Origin of the sequence: Emcibacter nanhaiensis (assembly GCF_006385175.1) — a bacterium.
Classification (GTDB): Bacteria; Pseudomonadota; Alphaproteobacteria; order Sphingomonadales; family Emcibacteraceae; genus Emcibacter; species Emcibacter nanhaiensis.
The window spans coordinates 2501-20221 of the sequence record NZ_VFIY01000015.1 but is presented as its reverse complement, the minus strand read 5'-3'; the positions used below and the strand labels follow the sequence as shown (position 1 = coordinate 20221).

The 17721-nt window shown below is 52.6% G+C and carries 15 protein-coding genes, 1 tRNA gene and 2 rRNA genes; 3 read left to right on the top strand and 15 right to left on the bottom strand.

Going from position 1 to position 17721, the window contains the following annotated elements; genetic code table 11:
- Positions 1–12: 12 nt before the first annotated feature.
- From FIV46_RS12140 to FIV46_RS18425, 12 genes are all read right to left on the bottom strand, one after another.
- Complete coding sequence (locus FIV46_RS12140) at positions 13–498, bottom strand: type II secretion system protein N (RefSeq protein ID WP_139941198.1); 486 nt, start codon at positions 496–498, stop codon at positions 13–15.
- On the bottom strand, positions 495–1073 hold the full coding sequence (gene gspM, locus FIV46_RS12135) for a type II secretion system protein GspM (RefSeq protein ID WP_139941197.1): 579 nt from the start codon (positions 1071–1073) through the stop codon (positions 495–497). The genes FIV46_RS12140 and gspM overlap by 4 nt, the downstream gene beginning before the upstream one ends.
- Positions 1073–2206, bottom strand: coding sequence for a PilN domain-containing protein (locus FIV46_RS12130; protein ID WP_139941196.1), 1134 nt, complete (start codon positions 2204–2206; stop codon positions 1073–1075). Before FIV46_RS12130 ends, gspM begins: the two co-directional genes overlap by 1 nt.
- Before the next feature lie 9 nt (positions 2207–2215).
- Positions 2216–2932 carry a prepilin-type N-terminal cleavage/methylation domain-containing protein gene (locus tag FIV46_RS12125; protein ID WP_139941195.1) on the bottom strand — a complete coding sequence of 239 codons (717 nt, stop codon included), beginning with the start codon at positions 2930–2932 and terminating at the stop codon, positions 2216–2218.
- Positions 2932–3300 (bottom strand): type IV pilus modification PilV family protein, encoded by a 369-nt coding sequence (locus FIV46_RS12120; protein WP_219846106.1) that lies wholly within the window; start codon positions 3298–3300, stop codon positions 2932–2934. Before FIV46_RS12120 ends, FIV46_RS12125 begins: the two co-directional genes overlap by 1 nt.
- 3 nt (positions 3301–3303) lie before the next feature.
- The gene (locus FIV46_RS12115; protein WP_281280523.1) at positions 3304–3756 is read right to left on the bottom strand and encodes a GspH/FimT family pseudopilin; all 453 of its coding nucleotides are present in this window, start codon (positions 3754–3756) and stop codon (positions 3304–3306) included.
- Entirely contained in the window at positions 3728–4165 is a 438-nt protein-coding gene (gene gspG, locus FIV46_RS12110) for a type II secretion system major pseudopilin GspG (protein WP_246056947.1), read from the bottom strand. The genes FIV46_RS12115 and gspG overlap by 29 nt, the downstream gene beginning before the upstream one ends.
- A gap of 16 nt (positions 4166–4181) precedes the next feature.
- The gene (locus FIV46_RS12105; RefSeq protein ID WP_139941192.1) at positions 4182–5399 is read right to left on the bottom strand and encodes a type II secretion system F family protein; all 1218 of its coding nucleotides are present in this window, start codon (positions 5397–5399) and stop codon (positions 4182–4184) included.
- Positions 5386–7023 carry a GspE/PulE family protein gene (locus FIV46_RS12100; protein WP_219846105.1) on the bottom strand — a complete coding sequence of 546 codons (1638 nt, stop codon included), beginning with the start codon at positions 7021–7023 and terminating at the stop codon, positions 5386–5388. The genes FIV46_RS12105 and FIV46_RS12100 overlap by 14 nt, the downstream gene beginning before the upstream one ends.
- Positions 7024–7408: 385 nt before the next feature.
- Positions 7409–8302, bottom strand: coding sequence for a hypothetical protein (locus FIV46_RS12095; RefSeq protein ID WP_139941191.1), 894 nt, complete (start codon positions 8300–8302; stop codon positions 7409–7411).
- 54 nt (positions 8303–8356) lie between these two features.
- On the bottom strand, positions 8357–10099 hold the full coding sequence (locus FIV46_RS12090; protein WP_139941190.1) for an ATP-dependent nuclease: 1743 nt from the start codon (positions 10097–10099) through the stop codon (positions 8357–8359).
- 76 nt (positions 10100–10175) lie between these two features.
- Positions 10176–10409, bottom strand: coding sequence for a helix-turn-helix domain-containing protein (locus tag FIV46_RS18425; protein ID WP_139941189.1), 234 nt, complete (start codon positions 10407–10409; stop codon positions 10176–10178).
- Positions 10410–10601: 192 nt separating this feature from the next.
- Between FIV46_RS18425 and FIV46_RS12080 the strand changes: the two genes are divergently transcribed.
- The 3 genes from FIV46_RS12080 to FIV46_RS18420 all read left to right on the top strand — a co-directional run bounded on the left by FIV46_RS12080 (position 10602) and on the right by FIV46_RS18420 (position 14194).
- The gene (locus tag FIV46_RS12080; RefSeq protein ID WP_139941188.1) at positions 10602–11915 is read left to right on the top strand and encodes a HEPN domain-containing protein; all 1314 of its coding nucleotides are present in this window, start codon (positions 10602–10604) and stop codon (positions 11913–11915) included.
- Between the two features lie 202 nt (positions 11916–12117).
- The gene (locus FIV46_RS12075) at positions 12118–12507 is read left to right on the top strand and encodes a hypothetical protein (RefSeq protein WP_139941187.1); all 390 of its coding nucleotides are present in this window, start codon (positions 12118–12120) and stop codon (positions 12505–12507) included.
- Positions 12494–14194 (top strand): recombinase family protein, encoded by a 1701-nt coding sequence (locus FIV46_RS18420; RefSeq protein WP_342780435.1) that lies wholly within the window; start codon positions 12494–12496, stop codon positions 14192–14194. The genes FIV46_RS12075 and FIV46_RS18420 overlap by 14 nt, the downstream gene beginning before the upstream one ends.
- On the opposite strand, the gene FIV46_RS12065 is transcribed toward FIV46_RS18420, so the two are convergent.
- The 3 genes from FIV46_RS12065 to FIV46_RS12055 form a co-directional block, all read right to left on the bottom strand.
- Positions 14151–14227 (bottom strand) — tRNA-Met (locus FIV46_RS12065). The genes FIV46_RS18420 and FIV46_RS12065 overlap by 44 nt on opposite strands.
- A 410-nt stretch (positions 14228–14637) precedes the next feature.
- Positions 14638–14752: ribosomal RNA gene (rrf, locus tag FIV46_RS12060) — 5S ribosomal RNA — on the bottom strand.
- A 125-nt stretch (positions 14753–14877) separates the two neighbouring features.
- A 23S ribosomal RNA gene (locus FIV46_RS12055) occupies positions 14878–17622 on the bottom strand.
- Positions 17623–17721: the final 99 nt, after the last annotated feature.

Sequence of the window (17721 nt, the reverse complement as noted above, 5' to 3'; positions counted from 1 at the left end):
CCCCCAACCTTTTTAGTTTTTCTTGATCAATGGCAGCGTTTCCCGCCGACCGTCTCTGGAAACCACAACCTCGGTTTTTCGGATTTCCTCAACCGTCCATCCCTCAAACTCATCCCCCAGCCTCAGCTTGTAGTTTTTACCATTTCGCCGGCCACGCACATAGGCCAGGCTCTCCCCGGAAGATATGTAAACGATGCCTGTTAACAGATAGTCCGTCAAGTTGCTTCTCACAACCTGCGGCCGGGCTTGAACCGGTTCCGGTTTGGTGATCTCCACTGGTTTTCGGGTGGCATGAAACAATGGCTTTTCCGAAAGCAGGGCATAGTCGGCGCTGGTTTTGTTGAGGACAGCTCCCGGAGCCTCAGCCTCCAGGCTAAAACTGTCTCGCACAGGCACCGGCATAACATCGGTTTTATATAGAAACACGAGCCCCAGCGCTCCAGCCAAAAGAACAAGATTGGCCCCCATCAGGCCGGTCAGAAGCGGGGAGAATCTCATGGCTGCGCCTCCTCCAGGGTGCTCATGAGAGCATAGCCATAAAGATCCCAGCGGATTACAACCTCAGGCGGGCGATTATTGTTTTGCCGTTCACTGGTTCGCATGGAGATATTGTCCGCAAGCACGAGCTTCTGATGACGGTCAAGCCCTTCGAGAAACTGAACCAGTGACTTCATATCTGTCCGAAGCGACATCCGGACGCCAATCTTCCGAAACGGACCCTCCTGAAGAGGAGGCAGTGTTTGCATACTTTCAATGCGACCGCCACTTCTGCCAATCATTTGCCTGATGTCATTCTGCAGACTGGCGCTAGCCGCCGTCAGGCTGGTCGCCTCATAGGCAATGCCAGGCAGGGGAGCCGCTTCAATCTCTACGAGACGCTCCCTGTAGGCCTCTTCTCGACCGAGAATATTTTGATAGCGGGCGATCCGGTCTTCCAGAGTGCTGACACTGTCCCGTTTTTGTCCAAACAGATCAGACAAGGGGAGCAAAATGCCAAATACAACGGCAAACAGCAATACCATCAGAATGGTAGCTGCCAGCGCCTTGCGATAAAGAGGGCCAACCGTGCTCATTACTCAGCCTCTCCCCTCTTCGCGCTGGCTTGCATCTGTTGATCATCCTCCTGGTCCTCAGGTTTCAGCTCCAGGGAAAGGGTAAACCGTTCCGAATTTTCGCCTGGCTGAATAACCGTCGAGCTATTGGACACCCTTTTGAAAAAGCCGTCCCGATCCAGTCCCGCTGCAAGTTGTGAAGCGTTGGGTGTCTTGCCGCTTATGGTCAACCGATCCCCACTCTTGTTCAGCTCCGTGATCCAGCTGTCCTCAGGAACTGCTCTTGTCAGGATGGTGAGAATCTCGGACAGTCTCACTTCCTCGATTTTTTCCTGATAGAGACGGCGTTGCTGTTGTTCCGCAACTATTTTGGCACTGATTTTTTCTATCCCTTTGACCTCTCGGGACAACTCAACAGCCTGTTCCCGCAGCCAGGTTTCCCGAGCGGATAATTTATAAGAGTAGACTCCGAGCCAAACGGGCAGGAGGAGACATAAACAAACGGCCAGAGCAAAGACCGGCTTGCGCTCTTCCGGCGCGATAAACCCAGTACGATCCAGAAAAGTAAAACACCGGGCCGCACTTTTTTCCTGTTGCTTTTCGGAAACGTAAATCTTCTTGAGTGTGATCTTCTGAGCCTCAAGACGCTGCGAAAGCTCTTCCGCCAGTGTCTTGCGCACCAGAGCGGCCTCAATCGTCACTTCTTTTTTATCCTTCCCCGGTCCCGCCACACAGTCGAATAAGACTTTGTCCTCCGATAAGGGAAAATAGCGATCAAACTGCAGCGATATGATCTGGCGAAAGTTATTCCGGGCCGTCTCCGGCAGCCGGATCAGGCGGGAGAGGATCATGTCCGGTAAAAGCTCTACCTCAAGGGTCTTAGAGGAAAATCCTTTTCTTTCGGCCTGATCAAAAACTTCTTCTAGATCCTGGCGCAAGTTTCCAGATCTGGCATGGGAAATTTTCTCTTCAGTACCTTCTCCGTCCACAAACTGCAATTCAAGTTGCGCTTTAGACAGGCAAAGGCGACCGATCTTCTCATCAGGGAAAAAAGCAGACTTTACCCTGTCCGGGACCATGCCGGTCAGTTCCCCGATCCACCAGGTCCAAAAGTATCTAAGATAGTTGCTCAGTATTTTAAATCTCTTCCCCATATCCCCGCCTTAAATACACTTGCGACTGACCGGATCAAACCGGCAGTCGACATTTTGAGTTACCTGCAACGGCACAATCAAGGTCGGCCAATCAATTTGCCCGTGCTGCTGTGTTTTCTGGGTCTCGTTTGTTTTCAAAGCCCTCTTTAGTTTCAATGAAAGTCGAAATGCTTGTGGCAATTCCCGCCCTTTCTCCCAATGCGACACCCAGGTACCCGTCTGCCCGTGCAATCCTATGGAAAAGTAAGAAAACTCCATCGCTTCAATATTTTCCATCAGGACAAATTTTTCTTCATCCTTCGGCTCAGCCTTTCCAACAGAACTGAGTGTCAATGTCAGTTTATCCGAACCGTCTCCGCTCGCACGTTGCAGAACCACTTTGTGGAGACCGTTCTCCCTGCCCTGGCGCGTTACCGGAGCCAAAAAATCCACACGATCCAGACCGCCCTGAAACATAGTCGGATCGGGATAAGCCTGACTGATCAGGCCCCGTAACAGGTCTTGCACCTGCACCACATCATCGGTCCAGGAGGAAAGGTCTGTGGTCCGCGCAAACACCCGGTTGGCATAACTGAACCCGACATAAAGTAGCGCCAGGACAAAGCCCAGCAAAACAAAGGAGACCAGAACCTCAACCAGGGTGAAGCCATCCTCTCCGCCTTGATGATCCTGCTCCGCAACGGATCCGCGGTTAAACCGCCGAATTATTTGCAGACAACGGGACATCAGTTTTGCACCTCCGGCCGTAATGTGGCAAGGCGGATTTCCTGCCCCGCTTCTCCCCAGGACACTGTGACGGTCACCTGCGCCAGACGTACCGGATTACGCCGCTCGCGCGGCTCTTTCACCGGCAAGGCCTGCCATTCCAGTTCCCAGTGATAATTCCCTTCCTGGCCTTCTGTGCTCCGACCAATGGTCATTGCATCCGCAAGCTTGCTTTTTGCCAGCAGCAGGGCGGTCTGCTCCTTTTGGGCCCTGTCCGAACGCAACCCACCCATGGCAACCATCTGATAGACAACGCCAAGCGCGGAGGCCAAAATGACAAAGGCCACCAAGACTTCCAAAACTGTAAAGCCGCTCTCGTTACTATCCATCATTCACTCAATAATGATCTTGCCGGTTATCCAGTCGGACCGGATGGTTTTAGTCCGCTCCCCCAGCTGCAGCACCAAGGTAAATCCATTACTTTTTCCATCCGGAAAGAAGCTTGCCAAATTTTCCTCGCTGTTCTCCCCTTCGAGAATAATCCTTCCCTCTTGTGGCATACTCTGCTCTATCTCATTTTTCGAGAAGCCCCAGGCACGCCCGTCCTCCAATAAATAGAGTGTTGTCGGACTGCCGGATAATATGGCCCGGCTACGCAAATCACGCAGGTCGCCCGCCAATCGTTCACTAGCCGCGTTCAAGCTGGCCCCCGGAAATATCCTGCCGGAGAGAGGTGAAAGCAACACGTAGGCCATGGACAGGATACCCAGCACGACCAGCACTTCCATTAAGGTCATGCCGGCTTGCGGGTCGCTCTTAGTCCTCCCAGCTGACGATATCGGCATTCTCCCCTTCGCCCCCTTCCTTCTTGTCGGCGCCGTAGGAATAGATATCAAAAAATCCATGATCGCCCGGCATTTTATACTGATAGGGCTCGCCCCAGGGATCGACCAGGCTGGATTTTTTCTTGATATAGGGCCCGAACCAGTTGGAGGCTTCGCCCGGTTTCTCCACCAGTGCTTTCAGTCCCTGTTCCGTCGTGGGATAGGCCCCCACATCGATCTTGTAAAAATCCAGATTGGCCACCAGGGATTCCACCTGAAGCTTCGCCGTATCCGCCTTGGCCCGGCTCAGGTATTTCACCACCTGCGGCACGGCAATGGCGGCCAGCAGTCCCAGGATCAGGATCACCACCAACAGCTCCATCAGGGTAAAGCCTGCGTCCTTGTTGTTGTTTTTATTTTTATGCTCCACCTACATCCATCCTTCGTCAATAAGCAATCTCGTTTATACTCAAAATGCCCAGCATCACCGCGGCGATCATGCCGGCGATGATCAGGCCCATGCCGAGCGTCAGCAGCGGCACCAATAATGCCATCAGCCGATCGGTCAGATTCTTAACATCTTCCTCCAGAATATCCGCGGTCTTGAGCAGCATCTCATCGAGCCGGCCGGTATCTTCGCCGACCCGGGTCAGCTCCCGGGCGATGGCCGGCACGAAGGCCGCCTTGCCATATTCCGTCGACAGGCTGCCGCCCTCGCGCAACCGGGTTATCACCTTGCCAAGATGATCGAAAATATACAGATTGGCGATCCCGTCCCGGGCGATGACAAAGGCGGAGGTCAGCGGAATGCCGTTCTGCAGCAAGGTGCCGAGCATGCGGTGAAAGCGGGCAAATTCCCCCTTCCGCAAAAGCCCGCCAAGCAACGGGATCTTCAGCAAGAAACGATGCAGCATCATGCTGTATTTTTCCTGCCGCAGCAGGGCTACGGTCAGGACCACAAGGCCAATGAGCCCCAGTAGCACCAGCAAGCCATGGTCATGCATGAAATCGCCAAAGCCCATCACCAACTTGGTGGCCAATGGCAATTTATCCCCGGCCTGCTCAAAGATCGGCCGGAACTGGGGTAGCACCACGGTGATCAGCAGCACCATTGTCACCGCCACCATCATCAACAGCAATGCGGGATAGACCAGGGCGGAACTGACCTTTTCCTGGATTTCCACCCGCCGCTCCAGATAGGTGGTCAGGCGCGAGAGCACCACATCCAGAGTGCCGCTGGCCTCGCCGGCGCTGACCATGCTGATATAAAAACCGGTGAAAACCCTTTGCTGTGCCTTCATCGCCGTGGCCAGACTTGCCCCTTCGCGGATTTCGCCAAGCAATGTCTCCACGATCCCTTTCAGCCGTTTATCGTTCCCCATGCTGTTCATGGTGACAAGCGAGCGTTCCAGCGACAGGCCGGCCCCCACCAGGGTGGATAAATTGCGGGTAAAGTCGAGCAGTTTCTTGTTGGACAGCCGATTGCCTTCAAACAGGGGTTTATTCAGCGCTGCCAGCAGCGAGGGACCGCCCCGGCTGACCTCCACCGGCATCAATCCCTGCTTGACCAGCCGGTCCAGGACCGCCTGCTCGCTCATGGCTTCCATTTCGCCGTAATGGCTCTCCCCCTGGCGGTCGAGAGCGTTGTAGCTAAATTTCTGCATTGTTGCCCTCCCCGACCACGCGGTAGAGTTCTTCCAGCGAAGTCACACCCCGGGCCACCAGTTCCCGGCCTTGGGCATCCATGGTGCGCATGCCCTCCGCAACGGCCTGGGCCTCAATCTCCGAGGTCGTGGCCTTGGAACGGATCAGGTCCTGGATCCTGTCACTGATGGGCAACACCTCGACGATCATGGTCCGGCCCTGATAGCCGCTCTGATGACAGGACGGACAGCCAACCGCGCGCCAGGATTTATTGCCCTCAACTACCACTTCTTCCTTGCAGGAACCGCACAGCTTCCGCACCAGCCGCTGCCCCATCACCAGGTTGAGGGTGGAGGCAAGCAGGAAATCTTCCATGCCCATATCCAAAAGCCGGGAGATGGCGCCGGCCGCCGTATTGGTATGTAGGGTGGACAGGATCAAATGGCCGGTGAGCGAGGCTTGCACGGCGATCTGCGCCGTTTCCATGTCTCGGATTTCACCCACCATCATGATGTCCGGATCCTGGCGCAGGAAAGACCGCAACGCCGAGGAAAAGCCAAGCCCGATTCGACTGTTGACCTGGACCTGGTTCACTCCTTCCAGCATATATTCGATCGGATCCTCCACGGTGAGGATCTTGCGGTCCGGCCGGTTCAGCACATTGAGCGCCGCATAAAGGGTGGTAGTTTTACCACTGCCGGTGGGACCGGTCACCAGGATGATGCCATGCGGTTTGTCAAGCGCTGCCCGGAAGCGGCCGAGCTCCGGCTCGGGAAAACCGAGGGTGGTGAAATCCAGTTCAAGTTTGTGCTGATTGAGAATACGCAACACCACACTTTCGCCAAAGGCCGTGGGCGTGGTGCTGACCCGGAAATCGATGTCCCGGCCCTGCACGGCAATACGGATGCGCCCGTCCTGGGGCAGCCGCCGTTCGGCAATATCAAGCCCGGCCATGATCTTGAGCCGGGAAGTGATAGCAGAGCGGAACTGATGCGGCGGATTTTCCACATCCTCCAGCATGCCGTCCTTGCGCAGCCGGATCTTGAGGCTCGCTTCCATCGGTTCGACATGAATGTCCGAGGCTTCCTCGCTCACCGCCTGATGCAGCAGCCGGTTCACATAGCGGATCACTGGCGCCTCACTGGCCAGGTCGCGGAGCCGGTCGATGTCGTCGTCCACCTCTTCCATGAGGCCGGCGCCCTCCATTGTTGCAGCCGGCCCATCGCCATAAAGCTCTTCCAGCGCCAGGTCGATCTCGCTCGCCGGAGCAATCAGATAGGTGACTTTTTTGTGAATGGCATATTCCAGCGCTTCGCGGGTAAACTCCTCAAGCGGATCGGCGACGGCAAGACGGAGTTCCTTGTCATCCGTGGACAGCGGCAAAGCCCGCTGGGCCAGCAGGAAGCGCTCTGACACCTCCTCGAGCGGGATTTTCTCGCCGGGAAAAGAACTCTTGTCGATGCGCTCCAGCGACAGCACGTCACCATAGGCCTGCACCAGATCGGATTCCGAGAGAAGCCCCAGTCGGGTCAGCACATCGCCAAGCCCGTCGCCGCTCTGCGTCGTGCCCTTGCGGGCACGCTCCAGCGCCTGGGGCGACAGCACTCCGTTTTCCAATAGATATGTTTCGAACTGATCCCCCAAACCTGACCCCTGAACTGAAGTATTACTGAAAAAATCATACGGAACACACCCAACGCGATCAAGGGGAATCAAGTTTGGTTAAAGAGCGATGGCATGTTCATCATGTTTGTCCCCCGAATGACCAAATCACCCGCAACCAGTAGAGAGGCTAATATGCGCGTTGGTTGCGGGGTAAGGGCGATTTTAACGCGGGGCGTGGGAAAGGCGCGGAGATCCTGGAGTTATTGAGAGGTGTGGGGCGTGGAGTAGGGGATAGTGTGCAAGATAAAAGTAAGCGTAGCCCAATGTTGATTTGGCCTTATTGCATAAGGAGTTAATGGGGGTTATTCGAATGGGAAATGCCCCTCGCCATTAGGGCCGCTATAGACATACATGGCTAGCACTATTAGCCCTTACTCGAAGACAAAATATTTGAAATCTCCTGCAAACTTTCAATGGCCCGATCTCCTTTTTCCCAAAACTCCCTAAATGACTTCCCGCCGTCCAAATACACTTGGTGTCGGAGCAAGGTCTTTAACGCTTTGGTAGAATGCTCAAATTTGGGAATTAACTTCCCCTGGGGATCGGAAGTAATTTGAGCCTGAAAATTCAAAAGATCGTCAACCGCTGATGAAATAATATATTGGGCTTCTTCAATACTCATTGGTTCACTATCTCGCTCTGCAGCCCATTCTGCTCTAAATCTCCTAGAAAAGGACTCAAATTGTGACCTAAACATCTCAAGGCCATTTTCTTCTTGGTCCTGGGAAGACTGAAGAGGAGCCTGGTTTTTCAGTATTTCAGCCATGATTGACGAAATATGTCTTTGCAACATTTCCCTAAATTCACCGATGTCTGAATATTCAAAAGTGATACCTTGCTCTCTCAGGCCATCCTTAAACTCCTTAAGTGCCTTATATTGTTCGGCATCAATACTTTCGGGCATTACAGGTGCAGAAGAAAAATATAGGAGTGTCTTTTTTCCCTGTTTTCTCAATAAATCAATTTCTTCCGCAGTACCAGAAATGTGGTTCCCAGTAGCCGTACCAATTCGCGTCCAAAAAGCCCCAATAAGAAAATCACAAGAAGCTACTATTTGATTGTTGATTATCTCTTGCGGGCGCCCGCCCAGTTCCGGCACTACATGGCTCTCCCACATAATCGGTTCTAGTATCACATCAGAATGTAGTGAGTGCGCAGCATTCCATGCATAAATAATTTGAGGAATAGCCGCGCGTTCTTTCACACAATCCGATGGAGAGGCGATAAGTATTCGATATATCTGTCCGGCTCTGGGCATTACATTTCCTCTAAAATGCTAGAGTGTCCTTGGTTTGCAATTCAAAAAACTATTTCAAACCAAATCTTCAATCTTTTGCCAATGAATGCAGTTTTCGGGCAATGCAACTCCTTCAACTCCAATCAAATAATCAAGGAGCTGCTTCACACGCCCTCTGATAGCTTCATCTGTTTTTATTTTTACAAGAGCAGTATATGGCTTTTCATTTTTAACTTCCTCGCCAAAAAGTGCCGTCTCGAAACACGTTTTACATGCTACAAGATTTGCAACTCCGTCCGCTCCTTCAATATCTAGAATACCAGCAATTGTCTTATTCATACCCCAGGCTGGGTTTTTCTTTCCGCTAGGAGCAAGTTCTTCATCAGTATCATGAAGAATAAAAAACTTCTTTGAGAATTGAAGAAGCACCTTAGCAACCGATGGAATTATGCCTTTTCCCCTCGCCCTAATAATCTGCACATCACTATAGAGCTCAGGGTACTGCTCTTTTATCATCGAAAATGCTGTATATTCGGTATCACCCTCAACAATAATTTGCCTACCCCCGAAGAAGAATTCATGCACATAAGGGTCGCAGATATTCATCAACTTGAGATTTGACTTGTCGTCATTGTCGAGTCTAGCCCTCTCCGGCCGATAGAGAGTCGTACTTTTAACCTCAGTATCATCTTCTCTATAAACTCTAATTATTGTGGTATTATCCTTGGAAAGATCGATAAAAATTGGCGAATGGGATGTAATCATTACCTGCCAATTTCCAGCATCAGGTAATTCATATAACACCGACCTCGCTTCACGAATTGCAGATGGATGTAGACAAATTTCGGGTTCATCTAATAACAGTACGTGCGGTCTTGAATCTTTTTTGTCTTGAGCTTCAGACAAATACTTTAGTGTAGCCCAAAGTAATGTTCGCCTCGCGCCGCTGCCTTGATGCTCAATTGTAGAAAAATAACCTCCCTCAGGCCCCATCAGAAGTTCTGCATTTCCTGAAAATGGCCGGTAAGTTTTTTCAATATCCGTTTCTGGTTTGGCATCAAATCTAATTTTATGCTTTGGAAATAGTTTCTCTAAATAGGCGGATATCTCATTTTCAATTATGCTTACTTCGTCTTCCGTCGCTTGAACTGCTTTGGTTTGTAAGCTTTTGATTTTTTCAAGAATCAAATCGTAGTCAGACTTCTCCTGTGCTGGATCAGTTTTGATATCCGTGAGTTTTTCTTGTAAGAGACTAGTGATAATCTTGGTAATATCCGTTGCTTGCTTTTCCGGAGTAGCAAATGCATCAATTCTATGGGGCAAAGGCCTTCGGGAATTAGCCACATTCGGTGCACCCCATGGCACCTCGTCATCCCATTCATTTTTCTGAACATCAAATCCCTGACGTTTTGGGTCCTTGTTAGGACTATCCCACGTCCATTTTTCGCGGATCAACCATTCTCCCTCAGCAGTTTCCTGAATCCACCTTTCTCCAGGTGCTTTGTTAAAAACGATAGTATGCAACTCGATCATCGGCAGATTTTCCACATCAACCTGCCCATTAGGGAAATCATTTATAGACAACTTCCCTTCCTTAGAGCCATGCGACATTACGGTTTCATAAGCTCGAAGAATACTACTCTTACCAACATTATTTGGCCCAACCAGAACAACAATATCGTCCAGTTCTATTTCTACTTCGGTTGCACCAATAGATCTAAAATTTTGGATTTTTAACTTATGAAGTCTAGGACGAGGAATTTTTTCATCATCATCTACCAAAGGAATTTCTGGAATTGCCTTTTTCTTCGCTGCCATAAAATTTCCTTCAGATGAATTTGGCCGCTACTAAATAGTTCGACCGATAAATTGTGTTATAGAAAATAGACGATGTTCACCGTTGTAGCCTCACCCCTACTCCACCCCCGTTTTCGGGAATAAACTCCACACCTGCATTTTCCAGGGTCTTCTGAATGAGATCCAGATTCTTGATCGAGCCTGTCGGCACCCCTTCAGCTTTCTCCATCCTTTGTACGGTGGATATTCCGATGCCGGCTTCATCAGCCAGCTTTTGAGCGGACCACTTTATCAATGCGCGAGCAGCACGTATTTGGCTTGAGGTTATCATTTTGAACTAATTTCTGTCATTATTGAATGTTTTTAGTTGTTTTTATGTCAGTATTGAACTATATTAGTTCATATTCCCCTCTAAGTACATCTACTTAAAGGCGAACTTCTGTGTGCGTTCCGACAGTAGTTGATTGTCTCACCACCTTTCTGAAGGTGCAAATTAAATCTACAGCGACTATTGGAGCCCGCCATGCACACGGACCTATCCGCCTTTCCTCCTTTGGTTCAGGACGACCTGGACCGCCTGACCCGTTTTCTGGTTATGGAATATGACGCGGCGGCACGGTCGGGAACCTCGAAGAAGCAGAAGCGGTCCCGGATACGGTCCATTATTCTCCATGGCGACCATGGCGATGCTGATGACCGCCAGGATCGTCATCCTGACCATTACAGTCTGCTGGTGATCGTGAACCGGATCCTGCCCCGTTTTGTATGGCCCGTGGTACAGGCAGAGAAGGCCATCAATAATCTACCGGGTCTTTCCACGCCTGTATCTTTATCCTTCCAGAGCCAGACTTCTGTGAACGAGAAGATCCGGGACGGCTATTTTCTCTATCGCGATATCTCCAAGACCGGCACCCTGCTCTATCAGTCCGGTGACAAAGGACTGGACCTTCTCTCTACCCCGGAACGTCCCTCAGCCGAAGATCATTACAAACTTTCTCAAGAGCATTTCGGAAGTGTCTGGCCACTGGCCTGCAGTTTCCTCTCAAGCGCCTATAGACTGGCCGCTGAGCAACAGAATGAGGCAGCGGCTCTCTATCTCCACTTGAGTGCGGAACAGGCCTACAGGGCCTTCCTCTTGATCCACAGCCTGCATGTGCCCCGGAGCCGGGACCTCTCTGACCTGAGAGAGTTCTCCGAGGCGATCCATCCGGAACTGGCCCACGCCTGGACCGAACAGAAACAGGCTTTTCATATTCTCAAGCAATCCTTCACCGGCACCCGCTTTTCCTCCCGTTTCACGGTGGGGACTGAAGAACTGGATCGGCTGTTTTCCTGCACTGACCAACTGCTCCGGCTGATCCGTTATCTCTGCCGCAAAAAGCTTGAGACACTTGAAGAGGGAAGTCTCGACCGGCCCCAGATTGATCAAAACACTTTTATAGTGGACGCCGCCCGGGAAGACCTGCCCTTGCGACCTTTGCCGGTCGAAGCCAGCAAAGACTTTATCGCCCGCTCTCCCGAACTGCAGAAGAAGCTGGACCGGCTGTTCAGCAGCCTGTTCGATCTGGAAGACCCCTGCTGTCAGCTGATGACCATCTCCCATGTCATGAAGTGTCTGGCATGGGAAGGCGGAGATGTGGAGCATGACGGCATCAGCCTGATGGGAGACGTGACCCGGGAACGGGCTTCCCTCCTCAAAGACAAGGTGTATAGCATCTTCGATCTTATCCGGGAGCTCCGGGTTCCGGATGAAGAACTCCAAAACGCCAAGACGAATGACAGTGAGACAAAAGAGGATGCCGAGCATTCTCCTTACCGTTCCAGCCGGGTGGCCTGATTTCCTCCGGTGTGCGTACCGTGCCTGGAACGGAGACTCGGCGGGAGCGACCCTGTATGGCTATACAGGTTGACAGGGTTCTCCCGCCTTTTCTGTGGTTGTTGGTGCAGAATCCTGTAATTTTTTTGATGTTTTTTCGGGGTAGATTTTTAGGTCGTTGGATATCGGGAGATATCTTTGGGTTTCTGGAGAGGTATTTAGGATGCTTTGCAGACACAATGGTGAACAACGCGCCCCGCGCACGACCCTTGACGAGGGTGTGGTTGCAGCGTCTACTTTATGGATTATGAGCAGGAAAGAGCTTCCCATAAGGTTTAAGGCCTATCCGCACGCCAATGACAATGGCAGTGTCTCCGGCAGTCCGCCGGACCCGAGATTGTTGTGCCTGGCCCGGCTGATTGCCCGGGCCGCCGTGCGAGACCTGATCGACGGCCAGACCGCCAATGACAACGTGACGGTCGCGGGGCCATCACCAGCGACCGACCCAACTCCCCAAAGCACAAGCGCCCCGTCCCTCAGTAATCTCCCTGCCGGCACGCAGCTTTATCTTTTTCCTGACTTGAACACAGCAAGAGACAATGATGACCACTAACAACTCCGCCGCCAATACCGTCGCCATTTACGCCCGTTATTCTTCCGACAACCAGAGGGAGGCCTCTATAGAAGACCAGGTCCGTCTCTGCAGGGAAGCCGCCGCTCGGGAAGGCTGGACCATCACCAAGACCTATCAGGACAGCGCCGTGAGCGGAGCCTCTTTGATGCGCCCGGGCATCCAGGCCCTGATGGAAGACGCCTTGAAGGGCAAGTTCAGCATCATCTTGACCGAGGCTCTGGACCGCTTGTCCCGCGACCAGGAAGACATCGCCGGGCTTTATAAGCGCATGAGCTTTGCCGATGTAAGGATCATCACTCTCAGCGAGGGCGAAGTGAACAACCTGCACATTGGCCTCAAGGGCACCATGAACGCCCTCTATTTGAAAGACCTTGCCGATAAGACCCGCCGTGGGCTTAGAGGCCGGATCGAACAGGGCAAGTCGGGCGGCGGCTTGACCTATGGATACGAGGTCCGCCGCTCCCTGGACGCGGAGGGCAACAAGGTCACCGGGGAACGGAAGATCAACCCTAAAGAAGCCGCCGTGGTGCGCCGCATCTTTAAAGACTTTTCCGCCGGACACTCTCCCCGCGCGATAGCCAAGGCGCTCAATCAGGAAGGCGTGCCCGGGCCAAGAGGCTCCGGGTGGGGCCAAAGCACCATCAATGGCAATCGGGAACGGGGCACCGGCATTATCAACAATGAGCTTTATATCGGACGACTGGTCTGGAACCGGCTCCGCTATATCAAGGACCCGGACACGGGTAAAAGGATCTCACGACTGAACCCGGAACAGGACTGGGTTATCCAGCAGGTGCCAGAGCTCCGGATCATCGACCAGGATTTGTGGGACAAGGTCAAGGAACAACAGGGCGCGCTTAAACATCGCAAGCCCCTGCAGGCGGACAATGAACTCGGCCGCTACAAAAGACCGCAATATCTGTTTTCAGGACTGCTTAAATGTGGGACCTGCGGCGGCGGCTTCAGCATGTTCAGCAAAACCCATCTCGCCTGTTCCAACCGGCGCAACAAGGGCACCTGTGATAACAAGCATTCCATAAGAAGGGACCATCTGGAAGAGGTCGTCCTCGACGGTCTTAAAAACCATCTTATGGAACCCGCCTATTTTGCCGAGTTCTGCAAGGAATATACCGAAGAGCTCAACCGGCTTCGCCTGGAGATGTCCGCCAGCCTCACGGCCCAGAGACAGGAACTGGTCCGCATTGATAAAGAACAGGACAAGCTGGTGGATGCCATCTGTGCAGGTGTCCCGGCCGCCAAGGTCAAGGGCCGTATGATTGAACTGGAGACACGCAGGGAAGAACTCGAAGCCCTCTTGGCGGAAGCCAAAGAACCGGCGCCCCTGCTTCATCCCAATATGGCCAAGACCTATGCGAAGAAGCTGGACGATCTGATGCAGACCTTGAACGAGCCCGATCTAAGAGCGCAGGCGTCGCAGACCCTGCGCAGTCTGATTGAGGCGGTAAGGCTTGTGCCGGAGGGAGAGGGGTTAGGCATTGAGCTTGTAGGGGATCTGGCCGGAATCCTGCACTTTGTAGAGCCGAAAGACAAGGCTAGGCCTCAAAAAGGAAGCGCCGCCCAGGGGTCCATTAGTGATGGTTCTGGGCGGCGTCAACTTCCGTTGGTTGCGGGGGCAGGATTTGAACCTGCGACCTTCAGGTTATGAGCCTGACGAGCTACCGGGCTGCTCCACCCCGCGTCAAGTTAGTTCAAGGCTGCGCAGTGCAGCCCGGCATTTTTAATTCCGCCTCGGGGGACCCGAGGCTGGGGCATGCTCGACCCCGCGGTAAACTTTATTGGCACTCAAGCGCCGTGCGGCCTCCGGCCTTGGCTTCCGCGCAAACGTGCGCGACGGCCGCTTGGCCTTTCCGTCCTACGGACGGCTGGAGTGTATACTCCAGAGCGGTCGACTGACCGCCGCCGACTTTTCGGCGCCCCCTCGGAGGCGTGAGCGTAAGCGAGCCTGCCGCGAGAGATAATCAACCTACAAAAAAAAGCGGCTTTATGGGCCGCTGTCTTTTTCATGCGCTATCGCCTAGCGGCTACTTGAGCGCGATGATTTTCTGACATTATGAATGGGTTTGTATTTTAAACTCATGTTTTTAATAGACCTGGCGACGACCTACTCTTCCGCGCCTTAAGACGAAGTACCATCGGCACAACCTGGTTTCACTTCCGGGTTCGGGATGGAGCCGGGTGGGACACAGGCGTCAAGATCACCAGGTCAATTAAAAACATGGGTTTGTTTTATATTCCGTTTTGATTTGGCCTTTTTGAGGCCAATGATAAGTTTTGCATGAGCGCGCATGAACGGGATCTTTTACAGATCTCATCTCTGTTCATGACGGGATATTCAAGTCTATTGAGTAATTAGTACCGGTCAGCTTCATGTGTTACCACACTTCCACATCCGGCCTATCAACGTGGTGGTCTTCCACGGCTCTCAAGGGAGAACTTATCTTGAGGGGGGCTTCCCGCTTAGATGCTTTCAGCGGTTATCCCTTCCGCACATAGCTACCCTGCAATGCGGCTGGCGCCACAACAGGTCCACCAGAGGTGCGTCCATCCCGGTCCTCTCGTACTAGGGACAGCTCCTCTCAATTCTCCTGCGCCCACGGCAGATAGGGACCGAACTGTCTCACGACGTTCTAAACCCAGCTCACGTACCTCTTTAAATGGCGAACAGCCATACCCTTGGGACCTGCTCCAGCCCCAGGATGAGATGAGCCGACATCGAGGTGCCAAACACTGCCGTCGATATGAGCTCTTGGGCAGTATCAGCCTGTTATCCCCGGCGTACCTTTTATCCGTTGAGCGATGGCCCTTCCACACGGGACCACCGGATCACTATGACCGACTTTCGTCTCTGCTCGACTTGTCAGTCTCGCAGTCAGGCAGGCTTATGCCATTGCACTCTCACAGCTGATTTCCGACCAGCCTGAGCCTACCATCGCGCGCCTCCGTTACTCTTTGGGAGGCGACCGCCCCAGTCAAACTACCCACCACAGAAGGTCCCGGCCCCGGGTTCACGGGGCGCGGTTAGATAATAGACAGGTTAAGGGTGGTATTTCACCAACGACTCCACCGGAACTGGCGCACCGGTTTCAAAGTCTCCCACCTATCCTACACATAACATATCCATTATCATTCTGAAGCTGTAGTAAAGGTGCACGGGGTCTTTCCGTCTAACCGCGGGTAGCCCGCATCTTCACGGGCAAGTCAATTTCGCTGAGTCTATGTTGGAGACAGTGGGGAAGTCGTTACGCCATTCGTGCAGGTCGGAACTTACCCGACAAGGAATTTCGCTACCTTAGGACCGTTATAGTTACGGCCGCCGTTTACCGGGGCTTCAATTCAGTGCTCTCACACCTCCTTTTAACCTTCCGGCACCGGGCAGGCGTCAGACCCTATACGTCGTCTTGCGACTTCGCAGAGCCCTGTGTTTTTAGTAAACAGTCGCCACCCCCTGGTCTGTGCCCCCTCCAAAAAGTTGCCTTCATGGAGGGCCTCCTTCTCCCGAAGTTACGGAGGCAATTTGCCGAGTTCCTTCAACATAGTTCTCTCAAGCGCCTTGGTATGCTCTACCTGTCCACCTGTGTCGGTTTCGGGTACGGTCTATATGATGAGGCTATTTCCTGGAACAGTTTCGCAGCCCCTCCAATCCAGTAAGGAGGAACAACTTACACCATCCGTCACATCTCATCAGGCCCAGTAATATTAAACTGAGTTCCCATCGACTACGCCTTTCGGCCTCGCCTTAGGGACCGGCTAACCCTGCGCAGATTAGCTTTACGCAGGAACCCTTGGACTTTCGGCGAGAGTGTCTCTCACACTCTTTATCGCTACTCATGCCAACATTCGCACTTCTGATACCTCCAGGCGCCCTCGCGGGTCACCCTTCGCAGGCTTACAGAACGCTCCGCTACCACTTGATACAAAGTATCAAATCCAAAGCTTCGGTACATGTCTTGAGCCCCGTTACATCTTCGCTGCGAGATGGCTATTAGACCAGTGAGCTGTTACGCTTTCTTTAAAGGGTGGCTGCTTCTAAGCCAACCTCCTGGTTGTTTTGGCCTTCTCACTTGCTTTCCCACTTAGACATGATTTGGGGACCTTAGCTGTTGGTCAGGGCTGTTTCCCTCTCCACCACGGACCTTAGCACCCGTGGTGTGTCTGCTGAATAGTACTCACCGGTATTCGGAGTTTGGTTAGAATTGGTAAGGCTCGCGCCCCCCGCATCCATCCAGTGCTCTACCCCCGGCGGTATTCATTCAACGCTCTACCTAAATAGATTTCGCGGAGAACCAGCTATCTCCGAGTTTGATTGGCCTTTCACCCCTAGTCACAGGTCATCTCCCCATTTTTCAACATAGGTGAGTTCGGTCCTCCAGTGCGTGTTACCGCACCTTCAACCTGCCCATAACTAGATCACTCGGTTTCGGGTCTAATACAACATACTCAGTCGCCCTATTAAGACTCGCTTTCGCTGCGCCTACACCTATCGGCTTAAGCTTGCATGTTATATTAAGTCGTTGGCCCATTATACAAAAGGTACGCCGTCACACTTGCGTGCTCCGACTGCTTGTAAGCATACGGTTTCAGGGTCTGTTTCACTCCCCTTATCGGGGTGCTTTTCACCTTTCCCTCACGGTACTTGTTCACTATCGGTCGCATAGGAGTACTTAGGCTTGGAGGGTGGTCCCCCCACGTTCAGACAGGATTTCACGTGTCCCGCCCTACTCGAGGACTGTAAATTAACTTACCCGTACGGGGCTATCACCCACTACGGCCATCCTTTCCAGAATGTTCCGGTTTTTAATCTACAGCCACTGGCCTGGTTCCCGTTCGCTCGCCACTACTAGGGAAGTCTCGGTTGATGTCCTTTCCTCCGGCTACTTAGATGTTTCAGTTCGCCGGGTTCGCCTCCTTACCCTATGTATTCAGGTAAGGATACCCCGAAGGGTGGGTTTCCCCATTCGGAAATCGTCGGATCAAAGCTTTTTCGCAGCTCCCCAACGCTTATCGCAGCGTAACACGTCCTTCATCGCCTCTATGCGCCAAGGCATCCACCATATGCTCTTGTCATACTTGAGATCACCGCCATGTACAGAGATCAGATCGTAAAATCAAATCCCATCCAGCATCCATCTCGGCAGGATGCTGAACTAAAACCTCGTCTTCCAGGGTGGGGGA